Raw genomic sequence first — 25,158 nt, forward strand, 5'->3', positions numbered from 1 at the left:
CGGTCACAGGAACACCCTGCAAGGGGCGACGCACGGGCCACGCACGGGCGGCGCACGGTCCGCGCACGCGCTGTGGACCTGCGGGGTCCGGAGACCACCGGCGCTCTGCTCACGGCCTGTTGACGAGGAAGAAGTAACGTTGCGGCATGCGTTTCGAGGTGCTGGGACCCCTGACCGTGCGAACCGACGAGGGGATCCCCGTCCCCGTGCCCGAGGCGAAGGTCCGGGCGCTGCTGGGCGCCTTGCTCGTGCGCTACGGGCGGCCCGTGCCCGCGGACCGGCTGATCGACGAACTGTGGGGCGAGGACCTGCCGGGCAACCCGGGGAACACCCTGCAGACCAAGGTCTCCCAGCTGCGGCGCATCCTGGCACGGGCCGAGGAGGGCGGCAGAACCCTGGTCGGGTTCGGTCCGGCGGGCTATGCGCTGCGGGTGGCCGACGAAGCGGTGGACGCCGGCCGGTTCGCCGAACTGACCGCGCTCGCCCGCAAGGAGGCCGGAGCGCGGGCGCGGACCGCGCTGCTGTCGGAGGCACTCGGGCTGTGGCGGGGTCCCGCATACGCGGACTTCCCGGACGCCGCCTTCGCGCGGACGGAGGCAGTCCGGCTGGAGGAGCGGCGGATCACCGCGCAGGAGGACCTCGCCGAGGCACGGTTGGAGTTGGGCGAACACGTCGTACTGGCCGATGAACTGGGCGCCCTGATCGCGGAGCATCCGCTCCGGCAGAGGCTGTACGCGGCCCGGATGCGGGCGCTCTACGGCGCGGGGCGGCAGAACGAGGCGCTCGCGGCCTACCGGGAGCTGACGGCACGGTTCGTGGAGGAGCTGGGCATTGACCCGGGCCCCGAACTCGGCGCGCTGTACGGGGCGATCCTGCGACAGGATCCGGAACTGACGGCCGGGCCGGTGCCGGTGCCGGAACCAGCGACGGCAACGGAGCCGGAGCCGGAGCCGGAGCCGGAGCCGGAGTCGATGCCGGTGCCCGCCGTGGGGGAGGCGCGGCCGTTCCCGCCCGGGACGAACCTCCCCACCCCGGTCAGCTCGCTCGTCGGGCGCGAGGAAGCCGTCGCCCGGGTGTGCGCGGCGGTCGGGGCCGGCCGCCTGGTGACGCTCACCGGGCCCGGTGGCGTCGGCAAGACCCGCCTCGCGCTCGCCGCCGCGGCCCGCCTCGCCGATGCCGGGCCCGGCCCGTGCCCCGACGGAGTCCGTTTCGTCGAACTCGCGGGCGCGCGGGGCGACGTGGCCTCGGTGATCGCGGCCGCCCTCGGGGTGCGCGAGGACGCCGACGGCGGCGCCGGCCCCGGTTCGGGGGGCGGGGCCGCAGCCCGGGACCGGTTGGCCGCGGCGCTCGGAACGCGACGGCTGCTCCTCGTACTCGACAACTGCGAACACGTCGTCGCATCCGTGGCCGCTCTGACCGGGCAGCTCTTGCAGCGGGCCCCCGGGCTGCGCGTCCTTGCCACCAGTCAGGAGCCGCTCGCCCTCGCCGGCGAGACACTGGAGGCGGTGGCCCCGCTCGACGGGGCCGAGGCGATGGAGCTCTTCGCCGCCCGCGCCGCTGCCGGCACACCCGGCTTCACCCTGGGCCCGCACAACACCGAGGCCGTGGCCCTGGTGTGCCGCCGCCTCGACGGACTCCCGCTCGCCCTGGAACTCGCCGCCACCCGGGTCAGGGCGCTCGGCGTGCACGCGCTCGCCGAGCGGCTGCACGACCGGTTCCGGCTGCTCAACCAGGTGCGGCGGGACGCGCCGGCCCGGCAGCGCACCCTGCGGGCGATGATCGACTGGAGCTGGGACCTGCTGGCCCCGGCCGAGCAGGCGGTGTTGCGCCGACTGGCCGTGTTCTCGGGCGGGTTCACCCTGGAGTCGGCGGAGGCGGTGTGCGCCACCGGGGACACGGCTGCCGAAGACGTGCTGGACCTGGTTACACGCCTGGTGGATTGTTCACTGGTCGTCGCTCCCTACGGTGGTGGTGGCGATGCGGAGCCGCCGCGCTACCGGATGCTGGAGTCGGTGACCGCGTACGGCCTGGAACGGATCGAGGAGGCGGGCGAGGCCGCGGCCGCACGGCTACGGCACGCCGAGCACTTCGCCGACTTCGCCGAGCGGGCCGCGCCCCACCTGCACGGTCCCGAACAGCGTGCTTGGCTGCGCCGTTTGGACTCCGAGGGCCTCAACCTGCGTGCCGCGCTGGACGGGGCGGTCGCGGCGGGAGCGGCCGGTGCCGCACTGCGGCTGGTCAATGCGTCGGCCTGGTACTGGTGCCTGCGCGGCCGGATCGGCGAGGCGCGTACGGCGTTGGGGTCCGCACTTGCGTGCGCGTCCGCCGCGTCCGCCGAGTCCGAACAGGCCGGACCGGCCGTCACCGGTGCGCGGGCCCGGCTGGCCGCCTTCGCCGTGTTCGCCGGGGACGACAGCCTGCTCGGTGGCGACTTCGACGGCGCCGACCCGCGGGGCAGGTGGCTGCTGGAGTTCGCCCGCCTCGGCTTCGCGAACGGGCCCGCTGCCGATGCCGCTGCCGATGCGTGCGTTGCCGTCACCGCCGCGGACGACGGTGTCCTCGAAGGACTGCCGGCGGTGTTCCGGGACCTCGGCGACCGCTGGGGCGAGGCGGCCGCGCTCAGCGGCCTCGCCACCCGGGCCCTGTACCGCGGCGACCTCGTAGAGCTGCGCCGCAACGCCGAGGCCGGGGCGGGGCTGTTCGCGGAACTCGGCGACCAGTGGGGCCGGCTGCAGTCCTCGGAACAGTTGGGCGTCCTCGCCGAGATCAGCGGCGACTACGCGCAGGCCGCCCGGCTCCACGAGGACGGCGTACGGAGCGCGCGGGAACTGGAGCTCTTCACCCAGGTCTCCTTCCGCCTGGCCCAGCAAGGCCGCATCGCCTTGTTGACGGGGGACACCGCGCGGGCCGCGGACCTCCACGAGCAGGCCCGGCGGCTGGCCGACGAGCAGTCGCACCGGCCGGCCCAGCAGTTCGCGGAGATCGGCCTGGCCCTCGGTGCCCGCCGGGACGGCGACCTGGACGCCGCCGAGGCCCGGCTGCTGCCGTGGCTCGACTGGAGCCGCAGGCTCGGCGTGGACATCAGCGTCGCACTGATCCTGGCGCAGCTGGGGTACGTGGCCGAATTGCGCGGTGACGCCCCGCTCGCGCGAACCCTGCACCGGGACGGCCTCGCAGCGGCCCGCCGGTCGGGTGATCCGCGCGCCCTCGCCCTGGCGTTCGAAGGGCTGGCGGGCGCCGGGTCGGTGGCCGACGTCTCGGGTGACCGGGCCGCCGGGGCGGTGGAGCTCCTCGGTACGGCCGCCGCACTGCGGGAGTCCCTCGGTACCCCGCTGCCGCCGGCGGAACGGCACGACGTGGACCGGGCGACGGCCCGACTTCGCGCGCGGCTGGGCGAGGAGGCCTTCGCCACCGCGTTCGCGCGCGGCCGCGCCCTGTCGCCGCAGGAGCAGGCCGCCGCCCTGCTCGAGTGCGCCGGGCCGTGACCGCGTCAGAGTTCGGCGGTCCAGACTCCCGCGGGGTGGTCGTCGGGCCGCAGCCACAGCCGGGGCTGAGACTCCCGGTGGTCCTCGCCGGCCTGCTCATGCCAGTGGAAGCGCCCCTCCGCATCGGGCCACGTGACCTGGAGGAAGGGGAGCGGGGGCCGCCGGTAGAACCCGATGGCCCGGCCGAAGAAGGTCCGGAACCAGCGCATGTCGACGCTCCGGAGTCGTACCGGCCCACCGTCCCACACGCCCCCGTGCTCCTGCCCGTCCGCCGGTACGGCGGGGGTGGCGGCCAGATCGCCGAGCGCGTTGAGCACGCGGTGCATCTCGTGGACATCACGTCCGAACGTGCACAGTTCGGGGGCGCCGTACGTGTGGGCGAGGCCGATCGTGTAGGCGAACCCGGGCCCGATCTCGTCCTCGGGGACCATGACCACGTGCCAGCCGTGCCGTCGCACGTCGCCGACGATGCGACCGTGTATCTGGTCCGCCTCGGCGCGGTCGCCGTAGTCGTGGCAGAGGACGCAGCGGCATTCGAAAGGATCACGGTGCATGCGGCGAGGCTACGGGGCCCGCGGGGCGTGCGACGCGGCGGGCCGCCGGCTCGGCATTTTCGGCCATTTCTGCGCAGCAGACTGACATGCTCCTGACAGTTCAGGGCGGCTGTGGGACTCTCCGGGCACGCACTCCGCACACTCTGTGAGGCCCCACGCCTCGCCCACCCCCACCAGTACGTGGCATGGAGGAGCGAACCATGAGGCACATCACGCACGGCACCCGCATCTCACGCTTCGCCGGTATCGCAACGCTGGTCGTCGCGGCCGCGTTCACCGGCACCGGTACCGCCCTCGCGCACGGCACCGGCCCCTCCGCCGTCGACCAGAAGGTCGACGGGGTGATGGTGGTCGCCGGCAACAGCTGTAGCTGGACCAATGCGAGCACCAGCGCAGTTCCCCCGAACGCCCTCACCGTCGACCGTACGACGATCAACACCCCGGGTGGCAACCTGGCCTGTGGCGGCGGCATCGCCGCCACGCTCAACAACAACCCCGCCTTCACCTTCGACGACGCCGCCGGCACGGCACGGACCGACCTGATCGACATCACCGGCAAGCAGAGCTTCATCTCCTGCCGCTACAAGGCGACGGCCATCGTGTGGGACCGCGACGCGACGAGCCGGAAGTACGTCAACCGGGCCTTCACCGCCACCAAGACCTCGGGCAGCTTCCTGTGTCCGGGATCGGTCACCACCCCGGCCGGGGACGCCTCCATGCTGTTCCACTGAACCGCAGTCCGGCTCCAGGTCGGACCGGGCCGGGCGGACGCGTACCGTCCGCCCGGCCCGCTCGCTCGATCCACGAGGATGGGCACATGACCCGTCTCCTCCACCTGGACCGCACCCTCGACGAGCTCGACGGACCTCCATGGCCCCCGCCCCCCTCGCCCACCACCAACCTGGTCACCAAGGTGTACGCCCTGCGCCGCAAACGCCTCGGTGACCTGACCCCGGCCGACCTGCGCGCGCTGATCACCCAAGAGGTGGGCCTGCCTTACGTATTGCCCCTCGCGGTGCGCCTGCTCCTCAACGACCCTTTGCTGGACGCGTACTTCTATCCGGGAGACCTGCTGCTCGCCGCCTTCGGCCGACCCGAACCGGCCTGGGCGCTCTTCCCGGACCTGCGGGAGCAGCTGGTGGCCGTCGTCGCGGATCTGCCGGAGGAGGAACTGGCTCGGCTCAGGGCCTACGGGCTGGCCGGGCAGTGGGGCTGAGCGGCCGGTTTCAGGGCTGCTCGACGTGCGCCCCTGCCAGGGAGTTCAGCAGGGCCGCGCCCCGCTCGGCGTCGTCCACGCTGACCGCGAAGTCCTTGCCCTTGGCCCGGATCACCAGGCACGCACCGCTCCGCAGCATCACCGTCGTGCCCAGCCCGCTGAGCCGGTAGCCCCAGCCGCCGACCTGGGCCGGTGACCGGTTCTCGGCCCGCGCCCACTCGATGTCCGCCGCCTTCCAGCGCCGCACCGGCCACCCGAGGGGCCCGAAGGCCACGTCCATACCGCGCTCCGTGACCCGTACGCGTACCGAGGAGAAGGCCAGCAGTGATATCGAGGCGAACAGGAACGGCGTCATCAGCAGCCACCTCGGCTCCGACGGATCGCCGAGCCCGATGAGCAGGGTGGCCAGTGCGCCGACCCCGGTGACGGCCGAGAGCAGGTACAGCCACGGGTTCTCCGTGGAGGCGAGCCATACGCGGCGCTCACCTGCTGGGATGACCATCCGGGGGCCCTGCCCCCGGGAGGCGGTGGACGCGCGGCGACCGTTCACCAGTACTCCCACCAGCCCGGCCGCGCCCGCCACGACGACCGTGACCACGGCACCGCCGGTGACCGGGTCCGCGTCGTGCCAGTCCGCGTGGGAGAGGTTCGCCCGCACGATCGAGACCTGCTCACCGGCCAGCAGCACCCCGCACGACACCAGAACCGTCCCGCGCCAGCGGCGGGCCGCCCGCCAGAACACCGCACTCGTGACGACCACGATCCAGATCGCGACCGGCACCAGCACGACCGCCCAGAGCCGATGCGCACCATCCGGCTCCCCGGAAGCGTTCCAGTGCGTCGCCAGCAGGTCCTCGAACCCCCTGCGTGCCGCCAGCGGCAGCCCCACGAGCAGTGCGAGGATCCCGGCCGCCCAGGCCGCCATCCCCCATACGGGCCCGCTCCCAGGCCCCGCTAAGCCGCCCGGCCCACGCTCTCCACGGTCCTTGCTGCCGCTCACTGCGCCTCCTTGATCATCTCTATGAGATCGGCCCTGCCGTATCCCAGGCGCGCCCCGTCGGCCACCAGTTCCCGCACCCGCTCCAGCAACGCCGACCGCCCGTCCGCCCCACGGGCCACGGTCACCCCGCGGCCGCGCCGGAACTCCAGCAGCCCCTCGTCACGCAGCGCGCGCAGCCCCCGCAGCACGGTGTTGGCGTTGACGCCCAGCGCCAGTGACAACTCCCGCGCCGACGGCAACCGGTCACCTGGCCCGCATTCCCCCTCGGCGATCGCACGCCGAACGGCCCCGGCCACCTGCTCGTGCAGGGGACGGTCGTCCGCGATGTTCAGCCTCAGCAACATGGTACCAATGAAGCTAGCACCATTCACTTCATCAGTCACCCGTCGTGATCCGGACGGGCCCGGTGACCTCCGCGACCGCCAAGAGCGCGGTCCGACGGTCGAACCGGACGGCGGGGGCCCTCGTGTGAGGGTCATGAACACGCCTTCTGCCGGCCTCCGTGCGAGAGCCTCCGAGTACGCACTCCTGCCGCTGCGCCTCTTCCTCGGCGTCACCTTCGTCTACGCCGGTCTGGACAAGCTGACCGATCCGGCGTTCCTGTCCGCCACCGGCGACGGCTCGATCGGTCAGCAGATGGAAGCGGTGCGGGACGCCGCGGGCATTCCCGCGCTGATCGACCTTTCCCTGACCAGGCCGGTCGCCTTCGGCATTGCGATCGCCGCCGGCGAGCTGGCCGTCGGACTGGGGGCCCTGGTGGGCCTGCTGACCCGGATCGCGGCTCTCGGAGGTGCGCTGATCTCACTCAGCCTGTGGCTGACCATGAGCTGGTCGACCACCCCGTACTACTTCGGCGCGGACGTGATCTACCTGCTGGCCTGGACTCCGCTGATCCTCGCCGGCGCGCCGGTCCTGTCCCTCGATGCGCTGCTCCACCGGCGGCGCGGTGCTGCCGCCGGGGTGCGTGCCGACTCCGACCCGACCGTGACGCCCGTGGGATCCCGCGCGGGTGCCCGGCGGGCCCGGGGTCGGGCCCGGGCTCGGGTGAGTCCGTGATCCGCTCGAGCGCATGGACCGCCTCCGTCCGAACATGACGGAGCCCCCGCTCCAACGGTCCAGGAGAGGGGGCTCCGCTCGATCAGGAACAGCTCACAGGGCGCTCTTCGACGCGCTGTCGACGACGCATTCCTTGTACTCGCTGCCGTCGCCCTTGCCCGTGTACGCCGTGGTCGCCTCGGCCTGCTTCGACGCGCCCGCCTTGACCGTGAGCGCGGTGACCTTGGCCTGGGCGGGGGTCGCCGCCGAGGTGGCGCCCCCGCGGAACTTCATGGTGATGTTGTACGTGTAGTCCACCGAGCCGCTGTTGGTGACGGTGATCTTGGCGACGAGGTTCTTGCCCGACGCGTCCATCGTGCACGCGTCGATCTTGATGTCGCGCTCGGCCTTGTTCTTGCCGGACCCGCCGGTGGCCGAGGAGCTGCCCGAGCTGGTGCTGCCGCTCGTGCTGTCACTGCCGTTGCTGCCACTGCTGGTGCCACCGCTGGAGCTGCTGGAACCGCTGGAGCCCGAGCCGGAACTGTGGCTGCTGCCCCCGCAGCTACCGCCGTGGGAGCCACGGGCTCCGGTGAGTGCGAAGATTGCGATACCGAATACGGCTACCGCGCGGACATGGCGAAGCTTCACGTCAACCCCGTTGAAATATCAGTGTGCGAGAGCCCGACTTGATGGGCGCATGACACCCTAGCAGTGGATGGGCGGCCTCTATCCATCCTTCTGTCGCGTGTCGACCGCACGGCGCCGGGCGGTCCGTCAGACGAGCCCGGGCTGCGGCTACTCGGATGTGACCCGGCTCCGGCGCTTGATCGACCGCGCCGCAACAGGGCCGTACGGCGGTGTCGTTGACGCTCGCTACGTCGGGCGGGCAGGGAGCCTTCTCCGAAGTCACCCGGACGGTCCACCCCTTGGTGTCCCGGGGTGAATGCTGTGCATCAGACCCGTTGCAGTCGTACAGGTCGTAGGTGTTGCTGCGGCAGGACTCGCTGTCGGGCAGTCATCGGCACGCCCACCGCCGTCCCGAGCGGGTCAGGCCGGGCCGTCCTGCGGTGTCACCACGGTGAAGAGCGCCCCCTCGGGATCGGCGAGGACGATCGACCGGCTCACGTGGGACGTCTGTACGGGGGATGCGGTTCTGCCGCCCAGCCGGAGCGCGGCCTCGACCACCGTCTCCAGGTCGGGCACGCGGAAGTGGACGTGCCATCGGGGACGGACCTCGGGGTCCGGTGCCTCTTCGAGTGCGCCGCCGCTGATGCGGGCCACGGTGTCGTGGCCGTGGCGCAGTACGACGTGGGCGTGCTCGTAGGAGACCGCGCAGCAGCCGGGACGCGAACCGGCCCAGTCGAGGACCTCCCCGTAGAAGATGGCGGCCGCGAAAGCGTCCCGCGTCCGCAGTTCCAGCCAGGCGGGTGCACTTCCACGGCCGACCGACCAGTCGGGTACGACCTCGCCCTGCCAGAAGCCGAAAACGGCCCCGGCGGGATCCGCCGCCAGGGCGATGCGGCCGGTGCCGAAGGCCACGGGGCCGACCGCCATGGTGGCGCCGCGTTCGAGGATCCGGGCGGCGGTCACGTCGGCGTCCTCGACGGCGAAGTACGGCGTCCACAGCACCGGCGCGCCGGCGCGCCCGGCGAGTGCGCCGATGCCCGCCACGGGTGCTCCGTCGCGGAAGGCGACCATGATGCCACCGCCGAGGTGGGTGGGGCGGAAGTCCCAGCCGAGCACCCCGGCGTAGAACCGCTGTGTGGATTCGAGATCCCGGGCCAGCAGGCTGACCCAGCACGGGGAACCGAAGATCTCGTGGCTCGAAGTCGACACAGCTGTCAGCCTCATCTGCCGTTGACGGGGGACGGGACCCTTCCACCGTAGACCGGGCGGGGGCGCTGGGCCGCGAGGCGCGGTTCGAACCGGGCGATGTCCCTCTCGGGCACGCGGCGGGCCCCGGCCCGGAACTCCCCGCGCCGGTGTTTGGCCGACGACAGGGCGGGCAGCCGCGTCAACACGTAGGGCCCCACGACGGCGGTCCGGCGTGTCGTGTGCGGTCCGTGACCGGTCGGTCCGGAACGCGGCGCGGCGGGTCAACCCCACCGGGAGGAGTTGTTTCGCGTGACTGAGCATGTGTGGAGCTTCCGGCCGCCATCGGCTCACCTGACCTGGGCCGATCTCACCGGATACACGGTCGAGGCGACCGACGGTCACATCGGGAAGGTCGACAAGCACTCCTACGACGTGGGTGATGCCTACCTGGTCGTCGACACCGGGGTGTGGATCTTCGGCAAGGAGGTGCTCCTCCCGGCGAGCACCGTGTCCCGGATCGACCTGGAGGAGGAGAAGGTCTACGTGAACGCCGACAAGGACCGGATCAAGAACGCCCCCGAGTTCCACCGGGAGAAGCACCTCCGGGACCGCGGCTACCGGGAGGAAGTCGGTAGCTACTACGGCATCACGTGGCTGCCGGGCGAAGGCCCGGTCGGCAGCCACCGCGGATGAGAACCGTGCCCGCGACGCGGCGGGAATTCCCGTCGTTGAAAATCGGCCGGCAGAGAACCGGTAAAGGCAGAATTCGAGGGTAGACGCCCTATGAGACGCCCCGGCGGACCCAACTGTTCCGTCGAATTCCGAATCGGGAACGAGGACACCATGATTCTTGTCGGGCTTATCCTACTGCTCGTCGGATTTTTCACCGGGATCTCCATTCTGTGGACCATCGGCATCATCCTGCTGGTGGTCGGTGCGGTGCTGTGGATCCTCGGCTCGGTCGGGCACGCCGTCGGCGGCCGACGCCACTACTACTGACCGGGAGGCCCTACGCCGCACGAGGGACGCCGGGGCCCGGACTTCGGCCCTCGCCATTCCGGTCGGATGAAAAACGCACGTAGTCCCATTTCCGTTCCGATTCCCCAGGGAGTGATCAGCCGTGTCGGACAAGGAGAAGAGCCGCTCCAAGGTTGAACAGGCCAAGGGAAAGCTCAAGGAGACAGCAGGACGCGCGGTGGGTAACGAACGCCTGACCGCGGAGGGCCGGGCCGAAAAGGCCAAGGGCGATGCCCGTCAGGCCAAGGAGAAGATGAAGGATGTCTTCAAGCGCTGACGCGCACCAGGTTTTCGCCGAGGTCCCGCACCCGTGGTTGGGGTGCGGGACCTCGGCACGTGCACGGCGCTGCGTCCGTGACGGCGGATGCATGGAACCGCGTTACGTGTGAACGTGAGACGGCAAGGTTTCCGCGGGTGCGTGCGGCATCGGGGTGCTCACCTCGAACGCGGCCACCTGTATCGATCTGAACCCGGGAGCGATGGGCGGCGGCGGATGCGAAGCGTGGGAGTGGAAGAAGAGCTGTTGCTGGTCGACGCTGCCACCGGTGAGCCGCTGGCAGTCTCGGGCACGGTCCTGGCAGCGGCGGACCACTGTACGGGGGAGTGCTCCAAGGGCGGGGGAGCGAAGGAGCACGTCTTCGAGAAGGAGCTCCAGAGGGAGCAGGTGGAGTTCGGCACCAAACCGGTGACGGAGATGGGCGAGCTCCGGGAAGAGATCGTCCGGTGGCGCACGGAGGCGGCCCGGCACGCGGCCTCCGCCGGAGCCCTCGTGGCGGCCCTCGGCACGTCGCCCCTACCCGTACGGCCCTCACGGAGCGCCGGGCAGCGGTACGAATGGATCGCCGAGCAGTTCGGCCTGACCGCGCAGGAACAGCTCACCTGTGGATGCCACGTCCACGTCTCGGTCGAGTCGGACGAGGAGGGCGTGGCCGTCCTGGACCGGATCCGACCCTGGCTCGCCGTGCTGATCGCGATGAGCGCGAATTCCCCCTTCTGGCAGGGCACGGACAGCGGCTACGGAAGCTACCGGAGCCGGGTGTGGAACCGGTTGCCCTCGGCCGGGCCGGTGGACGTCTTCGGGTCCGCCGACCGCTACCACGCGCAGGTCCGCACGATGGTGGACACCGGCGTGCTGCACGACGAAAGAATGATCTATTTCGACGCCCGCCTGTCGGCCGTCTACCCCACGGTGGAGATCCGGGTCGCGGACGTGTGCCTGGAGGCGGGGACCACGGTGCTCCTGGCCGCCCTCGTCCGCGCGCTGGTGGAAACGGCCGCCCGGGCTTGGCGGGCGGGGGAACCGCCGCCACGGATCGATACGGGCCTGCTGCGACTGGCCGGCTGGCGGGCCGGGCGGTCGGGGCTGGATGGACCGCTACTGCATCCCCTGACGATGCGGGAAACCGCTCCCGCCACCGCCGTACGGGCCCTCCACGAGCACGTCCGCCAGGCGCTCGTCGATCACGGCGACGAGGAACGGGTGAGTGCGGAGATCGCCACCCTCCTGGAACGGGGCAACGGGGCCCGTGCCCAACGCGCGTTGTTGACCGAGCGGGGCGATCTCGCCGGCGTGGTCCTGGGCTGCGCGGACACGACGACGGCCACACCCGCCTTCTGAGACCAGCGGCCCGCCCGCACGGGATCAGACCTCGCGCCACCGGGCCATCGCCCAGGAGAAGGCCCCGAAGAGCATCAGCCCGAGGGCGACCGCGACCAGTAGCCACGGCCCCGCCGGCGTCAGGGCGAAGGACCTGAGGGTGTCGTCGGTGCCCTTCGCCTGCGCCGGGTCGTAGCGCACGGCGGCATGCACGACGAAACCGCCGGCCGCCGCGAACAGGGTGCCCCGGGCCAGGCCGCCGGTCACCCCGAGCAGACCGACGGCCGCGCGCCAACGCGCCGAGACCCCGCCCATGGCGAGGTGCTTGCGGAAGCTGCGCCGCGCAGCCTGCACCGCGATCACCGCGCCCGCGACGGCGATCCCGAGCCCGGCCGCGCCCACCAGCCACTGGCCGGCGGGCAGGTCCAGCGCCCGCGCCGTCGTGTCGCGGGACTGCTGGTCCCCGGAGCGCCCGTCCCCGCCCGCCGCGTACGACAGGACGGAGAAGGCGACCGCGGCATAGAAGACGGTCCGGCCCGCCGAGGCCAGCCGCTTCACCGGCTTGTTCCCCTCGGGTCCGGCCGCGCCGAACACCGCCTCCGACAGGCGCCACAGCACCATGCCGACCAGCCCGATGCCCACGGCCCAGACCAGGACGCCGCCGAAGGGCCTTCCCATGAGCTCCTCGAGGGCGCCCTGGCGGTCGGCCTCCTTGCCACCGGGATCACCCGAGGCCACGCGCAGGGCCAGCATTCCGACCAGCGCGTACAGCACCCCGCGGGCCAGCAGCCCGCAGCGCGCCGCGACTTCCCGGCCCCCGCCACCGCGGGACGCGGCCCGGAGGCCGCTGCTCGGTCGGCCGCTCCCCATCGCGGTCAGACCTCGCCCCGCCAGGCACCCGTCTCGGCTCCGCGGGACTCGATGAACAGCTTGAACCGCTTCATGTCCCCGGCGACCCGGCGCTTGACGAAGCCGAGTTTGTCGGCGGCGCCCTCGGGCACCCAGTTCATGTGCAGGACGATCTTGGTGGTGGTCGCGTCGATCGGCTCGAAGGTCACCAGCCCGGCCTGGCGCGGCTCCCCGCCCACCGTCATCCACGCGACGCGGCGGTCCGGGAACTGCTCGGTGATCTGCGCGTCGAACTCGCGCCGCACGCCGTTCACGTTCGTCACCCAGTGGGTGAGCGTGTTCGTGCGCTGTTCGATGCGTTCGACCCCCTCCATGAACGCGGGGAACTCCTCGAACTGCGTCCACTGGTTGTAGGCCGTCCGTGCCGGAACGTTGACCTCGACGTACTCCTCGACGTGCGACATGCGTACCCCTTCCGTGTCGTCGGCGGCCCCGCTCCGCGTCCCGCGATGCCGGTCACCGCCGCCAGGACCCTGTAGGACCGCGGCCGCACGCGGTGCCCGGGGGGACGGGACACCGGCGTGCGGCCGCGGATCTCGGCGGGTCGCCGCCCCGCTCGAAACGGCGACCCGCCGACATCTACGCGTCTGGCCCCGAATCGAAGGCTCAAACAGAGCCGGGGGAACGAATTCAGGCCTACCGGTGCCGGGCCAGGCTGTGGAGCAGGACGAGGAGGGCGAACGCGATGACGGCCAGATGGAGCCAGGCGGGGCCGGGTGCCACGGTCAGGGCCAGCGAGTCGAGCGCGTGGGATGTCATACCGCACGCCTGCCCCCGTCAGGTGGAACGAAGCTCGGGCACGGGGACGGGGCGCGGGGCGGTCCGGTGGTACGGGCGGCCCTCGCGCATCGGCCGGGTCAGAGCCCCGCGGATCTGCCCGAGGTCAGCCGTGACGCCTCGATCTCGGCCCAGACGGCCTTGCCCTCCGCGTGGGTGTGCGTGCCCCAGCGATCGGAGACGCGCTCCACGATGTAGAGGCCGTGGCCGCCCGGCAGGGCACGCTGCGGGGACGGGTGGCGGCGGGGCGGCGTCGTCGTGCCGTCGAACACCTCGATCCGCAGGACCTCGCCGGCCGAGAGCGCGAGCTCGATGCAACCACCCGCATGCAGGGACGCGTTGGTCAGCAGCTCGGACACCAGGAGCAGGGCGTCCTCGGACGTCTCGGTCCCGCCCCAACCCCAGTCGAGCAGGGCCTGGCGCGTGAAGTCGCGGCCCTTGGCCACGGGTCCGCGTACGCCGGCCAGGGCGAGCCGACGGCGCTGCCCCGCGACGGAAAGCCCGGCAGGCCTACGATCGCCGGTTTCCGGCCCGATCGTTTCCACTGTGGTCTTTCACCCCCACCGTTGACATTGGTCTCTGTTCGCGGGAACGAACAGGCCCCGTGGGGCCGAGGACGCCCGAATGCGCGAGTGACAGTCTAAGGGGACCGCCGGCCACTCAGAAGATTGTCATGTGCAGTCTCAGAGTGAAACCGGCGTCCGAGGCGCGGATCTCCACCAAGTCGCACAGTTGGTGGATCATCCACAGGCCGCGGCCGCCGTCGACCGATGCCAGGGAGGGACGGCGGCGCCCCGCCAACGGGTCGGCGAGGTGACCGCCGTCGCGGATCTCCGCGACGACCTCGGTCCCGGCACCCGTACTGGCACCCGTACCGGATCCGGCGGTGCTCCACAGCCGGAGCGCGCCGCTCCCGCCTCCGTGGGAGAGGGAGTTGGCGGCGGCCTCCCCGACCGCCAGGACGAGGTCGCCGCGCCGCGCCGCGCTCAGGGCCGTGCCGAGGGCGAAGGCCTCGGCGTACGCGCGTACCTCGCCCAGCTGCCCGTGGGCGTAGGCGAGCCAGGGCGCACCGCCGTCGGGCTCGGGCAGGGGGGCGTCGCAGTCGGCGCCGACCGACGGGGCGTCCGCGTAGTCCGGGCTCGGCAGGGCCTTGCCGTCCTCCAGCAGCGTGGGATGCGTGCGCCGGGCATCGGACACCACGGCGGCCGATAGGCCGAGGACGTCGTACGGGCACAGGACGGTGGCCCGCCTCCCCGCGAAGGCGGTGTTGATGAGCGCCTCGTGGCGCGTGGCCTCCAGCACCTCGGCCCGTGAGCGGCCGGGCCAGATCGGCTCGCCCACGATCCGGGCCGGTCGGTCCGGGTGTCGGTCGGCGAACTCCTGCAGGGCGGCCAGGATGCGGCCGGGATTGCGGCCCAGGTCCGTCATGTCCGTCCAGGTCACCTCGGACGCGGCGATGCCGAGGTCTTCGCGCAGGACGTCCAGCAGCGGGCCGGGCACGGCCACGAGCACCGGCTCGTCGGCCGCGAGGGCGGCCCGTACGAACCCGCCCACGCCCGCCAGGTAATCCGCCTGACCCCGGTAGAAGAGGGCGGGGTGGACGAAGGCCCCGGAGGCGCCGGACGCAGGAAAACGGATCATGCTGCGACCTCCAGCGCGGCGCATTCGTCCGGGAACATCTCCACGAGCTTGCGGAGCGAGTATGGCGGGTGGTGGAGCAGCAGGCGACGCCCCTGGCCGGTCACGGTGGCGTTGGCCTGCACCAGGGCGGCGACGGCGGCCGTGTCCAGGAAGGCCACGGCGGAGAGGTCGAGATGGACGACCGGGCCGGGGATCCGGGTGACGACGCGGAGCGCCGCGCCCAGGATCGCCCGGGTGTCGAGGTCACAGCTGCCGCTCAGCAGGGCACCGGGACGGTCGCGCAACGGGTGGGCGGTCAGCGTCGCCGCCGTACCCGTTGCGGCGTTGGCGCTCCGCACGACCGCGTCCGCCCACATCCCGTCCTCGTAGAGCGCTTGTGCGCCGACGGACGGGACGAGAGGGACGGACGGGACGGGTCCGTCGTGCCGGTGGGGTGAGGGCATGCCCGCGGCCTACACCGAAAGCATTCCGGCGCGCAGCCGGGCCAGGGTCCGCGACAGCAGGCGCGAGACCTGCATCTGGGAGATGCCCAGTTCCGCGCCGATCTCCGCCTGCGTCCGGTCCTCGCCGAAGCGCATCCGCAGGATCGTCCGGTCGCGCTCGTCCAGCTGCTCCAGGAGGGGCGCGAGGGTGTGGAACTCCTCGAAGAGCTCCATGGCGGGATCGACCTCACCGAGCCGGTCCGCCAGCGGACGCGTCGTCCGGCTCGTCGTCGTCGACGGCTCGTCGCCCTCGGCGCAGGTGTCCAGGGAACCGCTCGTATAGCCGTTCGCGGCGACCAGCCCTTCGACGACCTGTTCCTCGGTCAGCTCGAGGTGCTGGGCGACCTCCTTGACCGTGGGGGACCGTCCCAGCAGCTCGGTCAGGGCCTCCTGGGCCCTGGCGAGCTCCGTACGCCGTTCCTGCAGACGGCGCGGGACGTGCACCGCCCAGGTCGTGTCACGGAAGTAGCGCTTGATCTCGCCGGTGATGTAAGGCAGGGCCAGGGTGGAGAACTCGACCTCGCGTTCGGGCTCGTAGCGGTCGATGGCCTTGATGAGACCGATGGTCCCCACCTGGATGATGTCGTCCATGTCCAGACCCCCGCCCAACACACGGGAGCGGAAGCGCCGCGCGGCGAACTGAACCAGCGACAGGTTCATCTCGATCAGGGTGTTGCGGGCGTACTGGTACTCGCGTGTGCCCTCTTCCAGGACGCCGAGCTGGAGGAAGAAGAGCTTCGACAACTCGCGCGCGTCGGCGGGTGCCATCTCCCGGGCGTTCTTCACCTCGGGCAGTTCCACGTCCTGCCGTGGCGCTTCCACGGCGCCGGGCACAGCGGGCGTCAGGTACGCGTCTGTTGCACGAATGGGGCCTGCGACGGTGGCCGAGCGAGACATGGTGGCCGTTCCCTCCCGATTGACTGACGGCTGCTCGGGCGCTTGTGCCCCGACTTCACGCCCTTACTCGTCCCTCGCCGAAAAACTTCTCCGCGACTGCCGCCGATGAGGTGGCGCCGGCCTCCGGGTAGGTGTGCCGTGGGGCTCGGCGTCCTCGATCGGCCGGCGAGCAGGCATACTCCCTTGCGGAAGCCGTACAGGTGACGATCCGGGGAGGCGGACATGACCGGAGCAGGGGACGCGAACCACCAAGGCGTCGTCGGGGACGGCTACCTGGCCGGATCCGGGTGGGTGGTGGCGGCGCACGGGGAGCTCGACCAGGACACGCTGGCCCCGCTCCAGGAGGCGCTCGCCTCGGCCGCGGACCGGCACGGGTTGGTGGTCCTGGACGCCGGTTCCATCACCTTCGGAGACTCCTCGTTCCTGAACCTGCTGCTGCGGATGCACCACCTCACCACGCTGCGCATCGCCGCCCCGGGCGAACAACTCCGCCGGCTCTTCGCCCTGACGGGCGCCGACACGGTCCTCTCCCTCCACCCGAGCGTCGAGGACGCCGTCGGCGTGACGTGAGGGCACGTTCGGCCCGCACCCCGCCGATCGTCGCCCGCCCTGCCGCCCTGCCGCAGCACTGCCGTACTGTCGTCCCGCCGTCCGTCACCCGCGACCGGGTGATCAGGCGCGCTGCCGTCGACGATAGCCTTCGTCACCGGTCGTGCGGCGATGGCGGATCCCATCACGTCCCGTCCCGTGCCGGCACGGTCGTTGTCTAGAGTGAGGTTGACGGATGGCTGGGCGGACGGTCACGCAGGCACCGGGCGGGTCACCGGCGTTCCCCGGCGAGGCCGGGATCGGCGAATCGGAACTGCGCCAGCTGCTGGCCGGACTGACGGCCGTACGGGACGGGGACTTCCGTACCCGGCTGCCCGATTCGGCGGACGGGCTGCTCGGCGAGATCGCCACCGTCTTCAACGGGATGGCCGACCAACTGTCGCTGTTCACGTCCGAGGTGACCCGGGTCGCCCGTGAGGTGGGCACCGAGGGAACGCTCGGCGGCCAGGCGGACGTGCCGGGAGTCGGGGGCGCCTGGCTGGACCTCACGGATTCGGTCAACTTCATGGCCGGAAACCTCACGGCCCAGGTCCGCTCCATCGCCCAGGTCGCCACGGCCGTGGCCAAGGGCGACCTCTCGCAGAAGATCAACGTCACCGCGCGCGGGGAGATCCTCGAGCTGAAGGAGACCATCAACACGATGGTCGACCAGCTGTCCGCCTTCGCCGGAGAGGTCACCCGGGTTGCCCGGGAGGTCGGCACCGAGGGGCGGCTCGGCGGTCAGGCGGACGTCAAGGACGTGTCCGGCACCTGGAAGGACCTCACCGAGTCGGTCAACGTCATGGCCGACAACCTGACCGCCCAGGTGCGCTCGATCGCCGAGGTCACCACCGCGGTGGCCCAGGGCGATCTGACGCAGAAGATCCGGGTGGACGCGCGGGGCGAGATCCTGGAGCTGAAGGAGACCATCAACACGATGGTCGACCAGCTCTCCGCCTTCGCCGACGAGGTGACCCGGGTGGCCCGCGAGGTCGGCACCGAAGGCAACCTGGGCGGCCAGGCCACGGTCCGCGGGGTGTCCGGCACGTGGAAGGACCTCACCGACAACGTCAACGTCATGGCGTCCAACCTGACGGGCCAGGTACGTTCCATCGCCCAGGTGGCCACCGCCGTCGCCCGCGGAGACCTCTCGCAGAAGATCATGGTGGAGGCGAAGGGCGAGGTCGCCGCGCTGGCCGGCGTCATCAACACGATGGTCGACACGCTGTCCGCGTTCGCCGACGAGGTGACCCGCGTGGCCCGTGAGGTCGGCACCGAGGGCCGGCTCGGCGGCCAGGCACAGGTTCCCCACGTCGCGGGCACCTGGAAGGACCTCACCGACAACGTCAACTCCATGGCGAACAACCTCACCGGCCAGGTCCGCAACATCGCGCTCGTCACGACTGCCGTCGCCAACGGAGACCTGTCCAAGAAGATCGACGTGGACGCGCGCGGGGAGATCCTGGAGCTGAAGACCACCATCAACACGATGGTCGACCAGCTCTCCTCCTTCGCCGCCGAAGTCACCCGCGTCGCCCGCGAGGTCGGCAGCGAGGGGCGACTCGGCGGCCAGGCCGAGGTCGAGGGCGTCTCCGGCACGTGGAAGCGGCTGACCGAGAACGTCAACGAGCTGGCCGGCAACCTCACCCGCCAGGTCCGGGCCATCGCCGAGGTCGCCAGCGCGGTCGCCGAGGGCGACCTGACCCGCTCGATCACCGTCGACGCCTCGGGCGAGGTCGCCGAGCTCAAGGACAACATCAACTCCATGGTCGGTTCGCTGCGGGAGAGCACCCGGGCCAATCAGGAGCAGGACTGGCTCAAGTCCAACCTGGCCCGGATCTCCGGCTTGATGCAGGGCCATCGGGACCTCGCCGCCGTCGCGGAACTCGTCATGGACGAACTGACGCCGCTCGTCGCCGCCCAGTACGGGGCCTTCTACCTCGCCGAGGACGGCCCCGCCGGCCCCCTGCTCATCCTGGTCGGCTCCTACGGCCGCCCCGCGGGCACCGGTGAGGGCACCGGCTTCGCCCTCGGGGAGTCCCTCGTGGGGCAGGCCGCGCGCAGCCACCGGACCATCGCCACCGACCAGGTCCCCGCCGGCTACGTCATCTCCTCGGGGCTCGGCCACACCACCCCGGGCAGCTTGATCATCCTGCCCATCGTCGTGGAGGACCAGGTCCTCGGGGTGATCGAGCTCGCCTCCTTCTCCGCCTTCACCCCCGTGCACCGGGACTTCCTCGGCCAGTTGATGGAGACCATCGGCGTCAACCTCAACACCATCGTCGCCAACGCCCGCACCGACGAACTCCTGGAGGAGTCCCAGCGCCTGACCGGGGAGCTCCAGGCACGTTCCGAGGAACTGCAGGTCCAGCAGGTGGAACTGCAGCGCTCCAACGCGGAGCTGGAGGAGAAGGCGGCCCTCCTCGCCAGCCAGAACAGCGACATCGAGGCCAAGAACCTGGAGATCGAACAGGCTCGGCAGGAACTGGAGGACCGGGCACGGCAGTTGTCGCGCGCCTCCACCTACAAGTCCGAGTTCCTGGCCAACATGAGCCACGAGCTGCGGACCCCGCTCAACAGCCTCCTCATCCTCGCCCAGCTGCTCGCCCAGAACCCGACCCGCAACCTCTCCCCGAAACAGGTCGAGTACGCGGGCATCATCCACTCGGCGGGCTCGGACCTGCTCCAGCTGATCAACGACATCCTCGACCTCTCGAAGGTCGAGGCGGGGAAGATGGACGTCAACCCCGAGCGGGTGGACCTGCCGCAGCTGCTGGAGTACGTCGAAGCCACCTTCCGCCCGCTGACCACGCAGAAGAGCCTCGACTTCACCGTCACCACCGCCCCCGACGCCCCGGCCGACCTGCTCACCGACGACGCGCGCCTGCGCCAGATCCTGCGCAACCTGCTCTCCAACGCGGTCAAGTTCACCGAGCGCGGCGGCGTCGAGCTGCGGATCGAACCCGCGGGGCCGGCCGAGGTCCCCGCCGGGCTCCCCGGCCGCGCGCCCCTGCTCGCCTTCCGGGTACGGGACACGGGCATCGGCATCCCGGAGCAGCAGCTGGAGTCCGTCTTCGGCGCCTTCCAGCAGGCCGACGGCACCACCAGCCGCAAGTACGGCGGCACCGGGCTCGGGCTCTCCATCAGCCGCGAGATCGCCCAACTCCTCGGCGGCGCCGTCATCGCGGAGAGCACACCGGGCCAGGGCAGCACCTTCACCCTCTACCTGCCGGTCAGCCGGGCGGACTACGAGGAGGAACCCCTCCCCGAGGACCCCGCGGCGGCCCGACACGCCGGCGTCACCGGACGTCCCGTACCGGCCGACGCCATCAGCGCCGCAGCCGCGGTCCCGCCGCAGCGCCGGGCCCGACGCCTCCTGGTGATCGAGGAGCGCCCCCACGGCCTGCTCTCCCTCGTCGCCGAGAGCGCCGACCGGGACCTGGCCCCCGATCACCTGCCACCGGGGGGACACCGCGAGGGCGTCCAGGTGGTCAACGCCACGAGCTCGAGGGAAGCCGCCGCCGCGCTGGCCTCGCACTCCTTCCACTGCGTCGTCCTCGAACTCGACATGCCCGGCGGCGAGGCCCTGCGCTTCCTCGACGCGCTCGACGGAGACCCGGCGCTCTCCTCCCTCCCGGTCCTCGCGCACAACAACCCCCGCCCGAAGACCGGGCAGGACCGGGCCTTGCGGGACCGGGCCGCGTCGCGCCGGCTGGAACTGCTGTCGAGTCTGGACGAGCTCAGGGAACGCATCGTGCTGCACCTGTCCGCCGAGCGACCGGGGGACGTCCTGCCCCTCGTCCACGAGGAGGCACAGGACCGGCAGACCGCCCATCCCCTCGACGACGACCTGGCCGGCCGCACCGTCCTCGTCGTCGACGACGACGCGCGCAACCTGTTCGCCCTCAGCGGGGTGCTGGAACTGCACGGTGTCCGCGTCCTGCACGCGGAGGACGGCCGCAAGGGGATCGACACCCTCATCCGCAACGAGGGCGTCGACCTGATCCTGATGGACGTGATGATGCCGGAACTGGACGGCTACGCGGCGACCGCCGAGATCCGGCGGATGCCGGCCTACGCGGGGCTGCCCATCATCGCGGTCACCGCCAAGGCGATGCCGGGCGACCGCGAGAAGAGCCTCGCGGCCGGAGCGAGCGACTACGTGACCAAGCCGGTCGACGCCGACGACCTCATCGCCCGCGTCCGGCACTGGCTCACCGGATGACCCCGGGCACACGACGGCACGACGACGCCCGCCCGCCGGGAACGGCCGCCGGAACGGCTGCGGGAACGGCCGCGGGAACGGTTCCGGGAACACCCGTGGGACCGTTCCCGGGAGGAGTCCCGGGAACAGCCGCCATGGAGCCGTCCCAAAACCCGGCCCCGCACCCTGCGCCGACCCCCCTCGGACGCCTGGTCGCCACCGTCGAGCGGCTGCGCCGCGAGGTGCGGGCGGCGCACGCCGCCGCGGACGGCAGGGCCTTGATCGAGCTGGCCAAGGGCATCCTGATCGGACAGTTGAGCTGCACCCCCGCCGCGGCGGCACGCCAGCTCGACGAACTGTCCCGCGAGACCGGGCTGTCCGCGCTCGAACTCGCCGCCGACATCGTCAACCAGGCCTCCCGCGACCATGTCAGCGAGGTCGCCGCCGCGTTCACCCGGCGCACCGGCGTGCCGGAACCGGCCGAGGGGTCCACCACGGTCTCCGTACGGCTGCGCACGGCCGAGAGCGGGGTGCTGGCCGCCGCCGACGACACCCAGGCGGTGGCCGAGTCCCTCCTGACGAACGCCCTCGGGCCCCTGGGCGCCGTCGCCGTCGCCGTCTGGAGCGCGGCCCCCGACGGCTCCCTGGCCCTCGCGGGCCACGCCGGCTTCCCGCCCGGGGAAGCCGCGCGCTGGCGCCACGTCCCCCCGGGCGTCTCCACCGTCGCCCGACTCGCCCTGAACGAGCGCCGACTGGTCACCCTCACCCGGCTCCAGCAGAACGGACCTCCCTCGATCGGACACCTCCAGCGGCCCGACGGCGGACGGATGGCCGTACCGGCCGGGACCGGCGGACGGATCCACGGCGTCCTCGAAATTTGCTGGCCGCAGCCCCTGGCGCCGCAACCCCCGCAGATCGAGCGCCAGGTCGAGGCCCTCGCCGAACTCTGCGCCCGCACCATGGACGCCCCGCCCACCGGCGATCCCGGCACGCTCGACACGGTGCTCCCGGACGTTGCGGAGCTGATCGACCTCTCCGAGGGCCTGCACGACCCCGCCGTGGTCCTCACCCCGGTGCTCGACCACGAGGGACGGCTGACCGACTTCCGCATCCGCCACGCCAGCAGCCGGTTCGTCGATCCCGCCGGGCGGCCGCGCGGCGACGTGAACGGCGCGCTGCTGCTGGAGGCCTATCCGATGGCCGGGGGCGAGAGCGGGCTCTTCGACATCGTCGAGCGCGTGCACGCGACGGGCGAACCCTTCCGCGCCGAACGCATGAGCCTGACCGCGCTCGTCGACCAGATCCCCCTCACCTCGGTCGCGGACATCAGCGTCAGCCGCCACGGCGCCGCCGTCCTGCTGATCTGGCGCGTCGAGGACGAGACGGCACGACTGGCCGACCTCCTCCAGCACGCCCAGCGGCTCGGCCGGATCGGCGGCTTCGAGGAGAACCTCGTCACCGGCGCGATCACCTGGAACGCGGAGCTGTACGCGCTGCACGGACTGCCGGCCACCGCCCCGCCCGTGCGGCTGCGGGAACTGCCCGGCTACGCCCACCCCGACGACTCCGTCGCCCTGGACCGCTTCCTTCGGGCCGTGCTGCGCTACCGCCGCCCGTCCTCCGTCAACCTTCGCCTGCGCAGGCCGGACGGCATCACCCGGCACATCCGCGTCGTCGCCGAGCCCGTCCTGGACGCCGACCAACGGCTCCACGCCGTCCGCGGCGCCTACCAGGACATCTCCGCACAACACTGGACCGAGGTCGCCCTGGCCGCGACCCGGGACCAACTCGCCCACACCGAGGCCGAATCCGCCGAACGCAACCGCCTCGCCCTGCAGCTCCAGCACGCGATCATGCCCCCCACCCCGCCGGCCGTCGAAGCACCCGGTCTGCGCGTCGCCGTCCGCTACCGGCCGGCGGAGACCGAGTCCCTCGTCGGCGGCGACTGGTACGACACCGTGGTCCTTCCCTCCGGACTGGTCCTGCTCTCCGTGGGCGACGTCGCCGGACACGGCATCGAGGCGGCCACCGGCATGGTCGTCCTGCGCAACGCGCTGCGCGGCCTCGCCGTCACCGGAGCGGGCCCCGCCCAGCTGCTGTCCTGGCTCAACACGGTCACCCACCACCTCGCCAAACACGTGACGGCCACCGCGGTCTGCGGGATCTTCGACCCCAGCACCAGGGTGCTGCGATGGGCACGAGCCGGGCACCTGCCTCCCGTACTCGTCCGCGGTGGCGAGGCCGAAGCCTTCCCGCTTATCGGGGGCCTGCTCCTCGGTGCGCTCCCCGAAGTGACGTACACCGAGCGGGAGGTGCGGCTCGAACCGGACGACACCCTGCTGATGTACACGGACGGGCTGGTGGAGCGGCGGGACTCCTCGGTGCAGGACTCCCTCGGCCACCTCATGAACGCGGCGGCCGCCGGCGCCGGAGACCTGGACCGGAAGCTGGACCGCCTCCTCGCCGAGAGCCGGTCCGACACGGACGACGACACGTGCGTCATCGGAATCCAGGTCGGCTGACGGCACGGGCCGCGCACGGGCTGACGACGCCGGCCGCCGGGCCGTGGACGGGTGCTAGCGTGCGGACATGCGCGCTCCCCTCGGGTCCTTCGACAACGCGGTGCCGGCTCCGGACTGCCTCGCGGAACTCGCCCCGCCCGTCGCCGAAGCGGTCCGCCGCTGGGCCGGTGACGTGCCCGCCGACCAGATCGTCTACGTGGACACCGACCCCGCGATCGCCGACACCAGTGCCTTCGTCGCCCACTACGGGCCGGAGCTCATCGACCGGTCGGCGAACTGCGTGGTCGTCGCCGCCAAGCGCGGGGGCGCGGTCACCCTCGCAGCCTGCCTCGTGCCCTCCGCCGGCCGGGTCGACGTCAACGGCGCCGTCCGGCGCCACCTGGGCGCGCGCAAAGTGTCGTTCGCGCCGATGGAGACGGCCGTGGAGCTGACGGCCATGGAGTACGGGGGCATCACCCCGCTCGGCCTGCCGGAGGGCTGGCCGCTCCTGGTGGACGCGGCGGTCGCCGACATGCCGTACGTACTCGTCGGCAGCGGACGTCGGCGAGGCAAGTTGATCGCACCCGGGAAGCTGTTCGCGCAGATCCCGGGGGCCGATCTGATCGAGGGCCTCGCGCTCCTGTGACGCTCAGGCGATCCCCACGGTGTACGCGGCGCGGTAGCCGTCCCCGTCGGGGACGAGGGCCAGTGTCATCGCGGACCCCGAGGCGCGGTAGCGGCTGTCGCGGGCATTGGGGTGCTTGGGCGCGCGGCGCTGCGCGTACGGCGGGCGCGCGTACACCCGGACCAGGAGGTCCTCGGGGAAGAAGAACTGCGAGGTCGTCTCGGTGCGGCGGTCGGGACGCACCTTGAAGTGGATGTGCGGAGCCAGCCCCGCGTACCAGCCGGGCACGATCGTGCGGAACGTACTGCGGCCGGCTCCGTCCGTGACCTGCGTACCCCGTAGGAAGGTGGCTCCGCCGGTGGAGTAGGCGCCCGAGGCGTCGGCGTGCCAGATGCCGACCGCGGCGTCGGTGACCGGCCGACAGCCCGCCGAGGCCCGTACGACGGTCAGGTCCAGCCGGAACGGCACGCCGCCACGGCCCTCCGTGATGTCGGAGCGGACCCGGTCCAGGTCCAGGTAGTAGGGGCCGGCGCCGGCCTCCACGGCGAGCACGCAGGGCGGCGTACTGCCACCGGGCGACGGCTCGGGGGACGGTGACGCGGAGGGCTGTCCTGCCGCTCCCCGCGTCCCGGTCGGGCCGGAGCAGGCCGCCGCAAGGGCCGCGACCCCGGCCGATCCGGCGGCCAGCAGGAGGCCCCGGCGGCTGGTCGGGGAACTGCCGTTCTCGGTCATGCGAACCTCTCCCGCGCGCTGCGCGACCGACGCACGGGCGCACGGGCGCACGACGGCCACCGATCGCGCCCACCGTGCCGGAC

24 protein-coding genes and 1 pseudogene are annotated in these 25,158 nt (G+C 72.1%); 12 read left to right on the forward strand and 13 right to left on the reverse strand.

The features are described 5' to 3' along the window. Positions 1-146: 146 nt before the first annotated feature. Entirely contained in the window at positions 147-3,485 is a 3,339-nt protein-coding gene (locus tag ACIQK6_RS26450) for a BTAD domain-containing putative transcriptional regulator (protein WP_402695594.1), read from the forward strand. A 5-nt stretch (positions 3,486-3,490) separates the two neighbouring features. On the opposite strand, the gene ACIQK6_RS26455 is transcribed toward ACIQK6_RS26450, so the two are convergent. Beyond that, a complete protein-coding gene (locus ACIQK6_RS26455; RefSeq protein WP_329106395.1) occupies positions 3,491-4,039 on the reverse strand; it encodes a DUF4262 domain-containing protein in 549 nt (182 codons plus the stop codon). Positions 4,040-4,239: 200 nt separating this feature from the next. Here ACIQK6_RS26455 and ACIQK6_RS26460 point away from each other — a divergent pair, with 200 nt between their 5' ends. Together ACIQK6_RS26460 and ACIQK6_RS26465 are read left to right on the forward strand one after the other, a co-directional pair. Continuing rightward, positions 4,240-4,770, forward strand: a complete 531-nt coding sequence (locus ACIQK6_RS26460) for a hypothetical protein (RefSeq protein WP_329106398.1) — start codon at positions 4,240-4,242, stop codon at positions 4,768-4,770. Positions 4,771-4,856: 86 nt separating this feature from the next. Next, complete coding sequence (locus ACIQK6_RS26465; protein ID WP_329106400.1) at positions 4,857-5,255, forward strand: contact-dependent growth inhibition system immunity protein; 399 nt, start codon at positions 4,857-4,859, stop codon at positions 5,253-5,255. A 10-nt stretch (positions 5,256-5,265) separates the two neighbouring features. Here ACIQK6_RS26465 and ACIQK6_RS26470 read toward each other — a convergent pair whose 3' ends face one another. Both ACIQK6_RS26470 and ACIQK6_RS26475 read right to left on the reverse strand, forming a co-directional pair. Next, positions 5,266-6,255, reverse strand: a complete 990-nt coding sequence (locus ACIQK6_RS26470; protein WP_329106402.1) for a DUF1648 domain-containing protein — start codon at positions 6,253-6,255, stop codon at positions 5,266-5,268. Beyond that, positions 6,252-6,599 carry a GntR family transcriptional regulator gene (locus ACIQK6_RS26475; RefSeq protein ID WP_329106405.1) on the reverse strand — a complete coding sequence of 116 codons (348 nt, stop codon included), beginning with the start codon at positions 6,597-6,599 and terminating at the stop codon, positions 6,252-6,254. The genes ACIQK6_RS26470 and ACIQK6_RS26475 overlap by 4 nt, the downstream gene beginning before the upstream one ends. Before the next feature lie 133 nt (positions 6,600-6,732). On the opposite strand from ACIQK6_RS26475, the pseudogene ACIQK6_RS26480 reads away from it, so the two are divergent. Next, positions 6,733-7,200 (forward strand): annotated as a pseudogene (locus ACIQK6_RS26480) (DoxX family protein); the annotation flags it as partial. A 204-nt stretch (positions 7,201-7,404) separates the two neighbouring features. Here the strand turns inward: ACIQK6_RS26480 and ACIQK6_RS26485 are convergent. Together ACIQK6_RS26485 and ACIQK6_RS26490 are read right to left on the reverse strand one after the other, a co-directional pair. Next, entirely contained in the window at positions 7,405-7,938 is a 534-nt protein-coding gene (locus tag ACIQK6_RS26485; RefSeq protein ID WP_329106409.1) for a hypothetical protein, read from the reverse strand. A gap of 399 nt (positions 7,939-8,337) precedes the next feature. Further along, the gene (locus tag ACIQK6_RS26490; protein WP_402695595.1) at positions 8,338-9,126 is read right to left on the reverse strand and encodes a VOC family protein; all 789 of its coding nucleotides are present in this window, start codon (positions 9,124-9,126) and stop codon (positions 8,338-8,340) included. A 288-nt stretch (positions 9,127-9,414) separates the two neighbouring features. On the opposite strand from ACIQK6_RS26490, the gene ACIQK6_RS26495 reads away from it, so the two are divergent. The 4 genes from ACIQK6_RS26495 (at position 9,415) to ACIQK6_RS26510 (ending at position 11,740) form a co-directional block, all read left to right on the forward strand. After that, positions 9,415-9,798: a PRC-barrel domain-containing protein gene (locus tag ACIQK6_RS26495; protein ID WP_329106411.1), complete on the forward strand. Its 384-nt coding sequence runs from the start codon at positions 9,415-9,417 to the stop codon at positions 9,796-9,798. A 150-nt stretch (positions 9,799-9,948) separates the two neighbouring features. Next, positions 9,949-10,104, forward strand: coding sequence for a DUF6131 family protein (locus tag ACIQK6_RS26500; RefSeq protein ID WP_329106413.1), 156 nt, complete (start codon positions 9,949-9,951; stop codon positions 10,102-10,104). Between the two features lie 121 nt (positions 10,105-10,225). Then, entirely contained in the window at positions 10,226-10,399 is a 174-nt protein-coding gene (locus ACIQK6_RS26505; protein ID WP_329106415.1) for a CsbD family protein, read from the forward strand. Positions 10,400-10,615: 216 nt separating this feature from the next. After that, positions 10,616-11,740, forward strand: a complete 1,125-nt coding sequence (locus tag ACIQK6_RS26510) for a glutamate--cysteine ligase (RefSeq protein ID WP_329106417.1) — start codon at positions 10,616-10,618, stop codon at positions 11,738-11,740. Between the two features lie 24 nt (positions 11,741-11,764). Here the strand turns inward: ACIQK6_RS26510 and ACIQK6_RS26515 are convergent, their stop codons facing one another. The 7 genes from ACIQK6_RS26515 to ACIQK6_RS26545 all read right to left on the reverse strand — a co-directional run bounded on the left by ACIQK6_RS26515 (position 11,765) and on the right by ACIQK6_RS26545 (position 16,425). Beyond that, entirely contained in the window at positions 11,765-12,589 is an 825-nt protein-coding gene (locus ACIQK6_RS26515; RefSeq protein ID WP_329106419.1) for a DUF1206 domain-containing protein, read from the reverse strand. Positions 12,590-12,594: 5 nt separating this feature from the next. Next, on the reverse strand, positions 12,595-13,032 hold the full coding sequence (locus tag ACIQK6_RS26520) for an SRPBCC family protein (protein WP_329106421.1): 438 nt from the start codon (positions 13,030-13,032) through the stop codon (positions 12,595-12,597). A 232-nt stretch (positions 13,033-13,264) separates the two neighbouring features. Further along, entirely contained in the window at positions 13,265-13,387 is a 123-nt protein-coding gene (locus tag ACIQK6_RS26525) for a hypothetical protein (protein WP_329106423.1), read from the reverse strand. A 98-nt stretch (positions 13,388-13,485) separates the two neighbouring features. Continuing rightward, on the reverse strand, positions 13,486-13,950 hold the full coding sequence (locus ACIQK6_RS26530) for an ATP-binding protein (RefSeq protein WP_329106425.1): 465 nt from the start codon (positions 13,948-13,950) through the stop codon (positions 13,486-13,488). A gap of 115 nt (positions 13,951-14,065) precedes the next feature. Further along, positions 14,066-15,046 (reverse strand): sensor histidine kinase, encoded by a 981-nt coding sequence (locus ACIQK6_RS26535; protein ID WP_329106427.1) that lies wholly within the window; start codon positions 15,044-15,046, stop codon positions 14,066-14,068. Continuing rightward, the gene (locus ACIQK6_RS26540) at positions 15,043-15,489 is read right to left on the reverse strand and encodes an STAS domain-containing protein (protein WP_329106429.1); all 447 of its coding nucleotides are present in this window, start codon (positions 15,487-15,489) and stop codon (positions 15,043-15,045) included. The genes ACIQK6_RS26535 and ACIQK6_RS26540 overlap by 4 nt, the downstream gene beginning before the upstream one ends. A 9-nt stretch (positions 15,490-15,498) precedes the next feature. Then, entirely contained in the window at positions 15,499-16,425 is a 927-nt protein-coding gene (locus tag ACIQK6_RS26545) for a SigB/SigF/SigG family RNA polymerase sigma factor (RefSeq protein WP_329106431.1), read from the reverse strand. Between the two features lie 222 nt (positions 16,426-16,647). Here ACIQK6_RS26545 and ACIQK6_RS26550 point away from each other — a divergent pair, with 222 nt between their 5' ends. The 4 genes from ACIQK6_RS26550 (at position 16,648) to ACIQK6_RS26565 (ending at position 24,364) form a co-directional block, all read left to right on the forward strand. Continuing rightward, on the forward strand, positions 16,648-16,995 hold the full coding sequence (locus tag ACIQK6_RS26550; protein WP_329106433.1) for an STAS domain-containing protein: 348 nt from the start codon (positions 16,648-16,650) through the stop codon (positions 16,993-16,995). 214 nt (positions 16,996-17,209) lie between these two features. Continuing rightward, complete coding sequence (locus ACIQK6_RS26555; RefSeq protein ID WP_402695596.1) at positions 17,210-21,238, forward strand: HAMP domain-containing protein; 4,029 nt, start codon at positions 17,210-17,212, stop codon at positions 21,236-21,238. 134 nt (positions 21,239-21,372) lie between these two features. Further along, positions 21,373-23,739 (forward strand): SpoIIE family protein phosphatase, encoded by a 2,367-nt coding sequence (locus tag ACIQK6_RS26560; RefSeq protein ID WP_402695597.1) that lies wholly within the window; start codon positions 21,373-21,375, stop codon positions 23,737-23,739. 67 nt (positions 23,740-23,806) lie between these two features. After that, a complete protein-coding gene (locus ACIQK6_RS26565) occupies positions 23,807-24,364 on the forward strand; it encodes a YbaK/EbsC family protein (protein ID WP_329106440.1) in 558 nt (185 codons plus the stop codon). Between the two features lie 3 nt (positions 24,365-24,367). Here ACIQK6_RS26565 and ACIQK6_RS26570 read toward each other — a convergent pair whose 3' ends face one another. Continuing rightward, a complete protein-coding gene (locus ACIQK6_RS26570; RefSeq protein WP_402695598.1) occupies positions 24,368-25,075 on the reverse strand; it encodes an intradiol ring-cleavage dioxygenase in 708 nt (235 codons plus the stop codon). Positions 25,076-25,158 lie beyond the last annotated feature (83 nt).

Origin of the sequence: Streptomyces sp. NPDC091682, from assembly GCF_044756625.1 — a bacterium.
GTDB lineage: Bacteria > Actinomycetota > Actinomycetes > Streptomycetales > Streptomycetaceae > Streptomyces.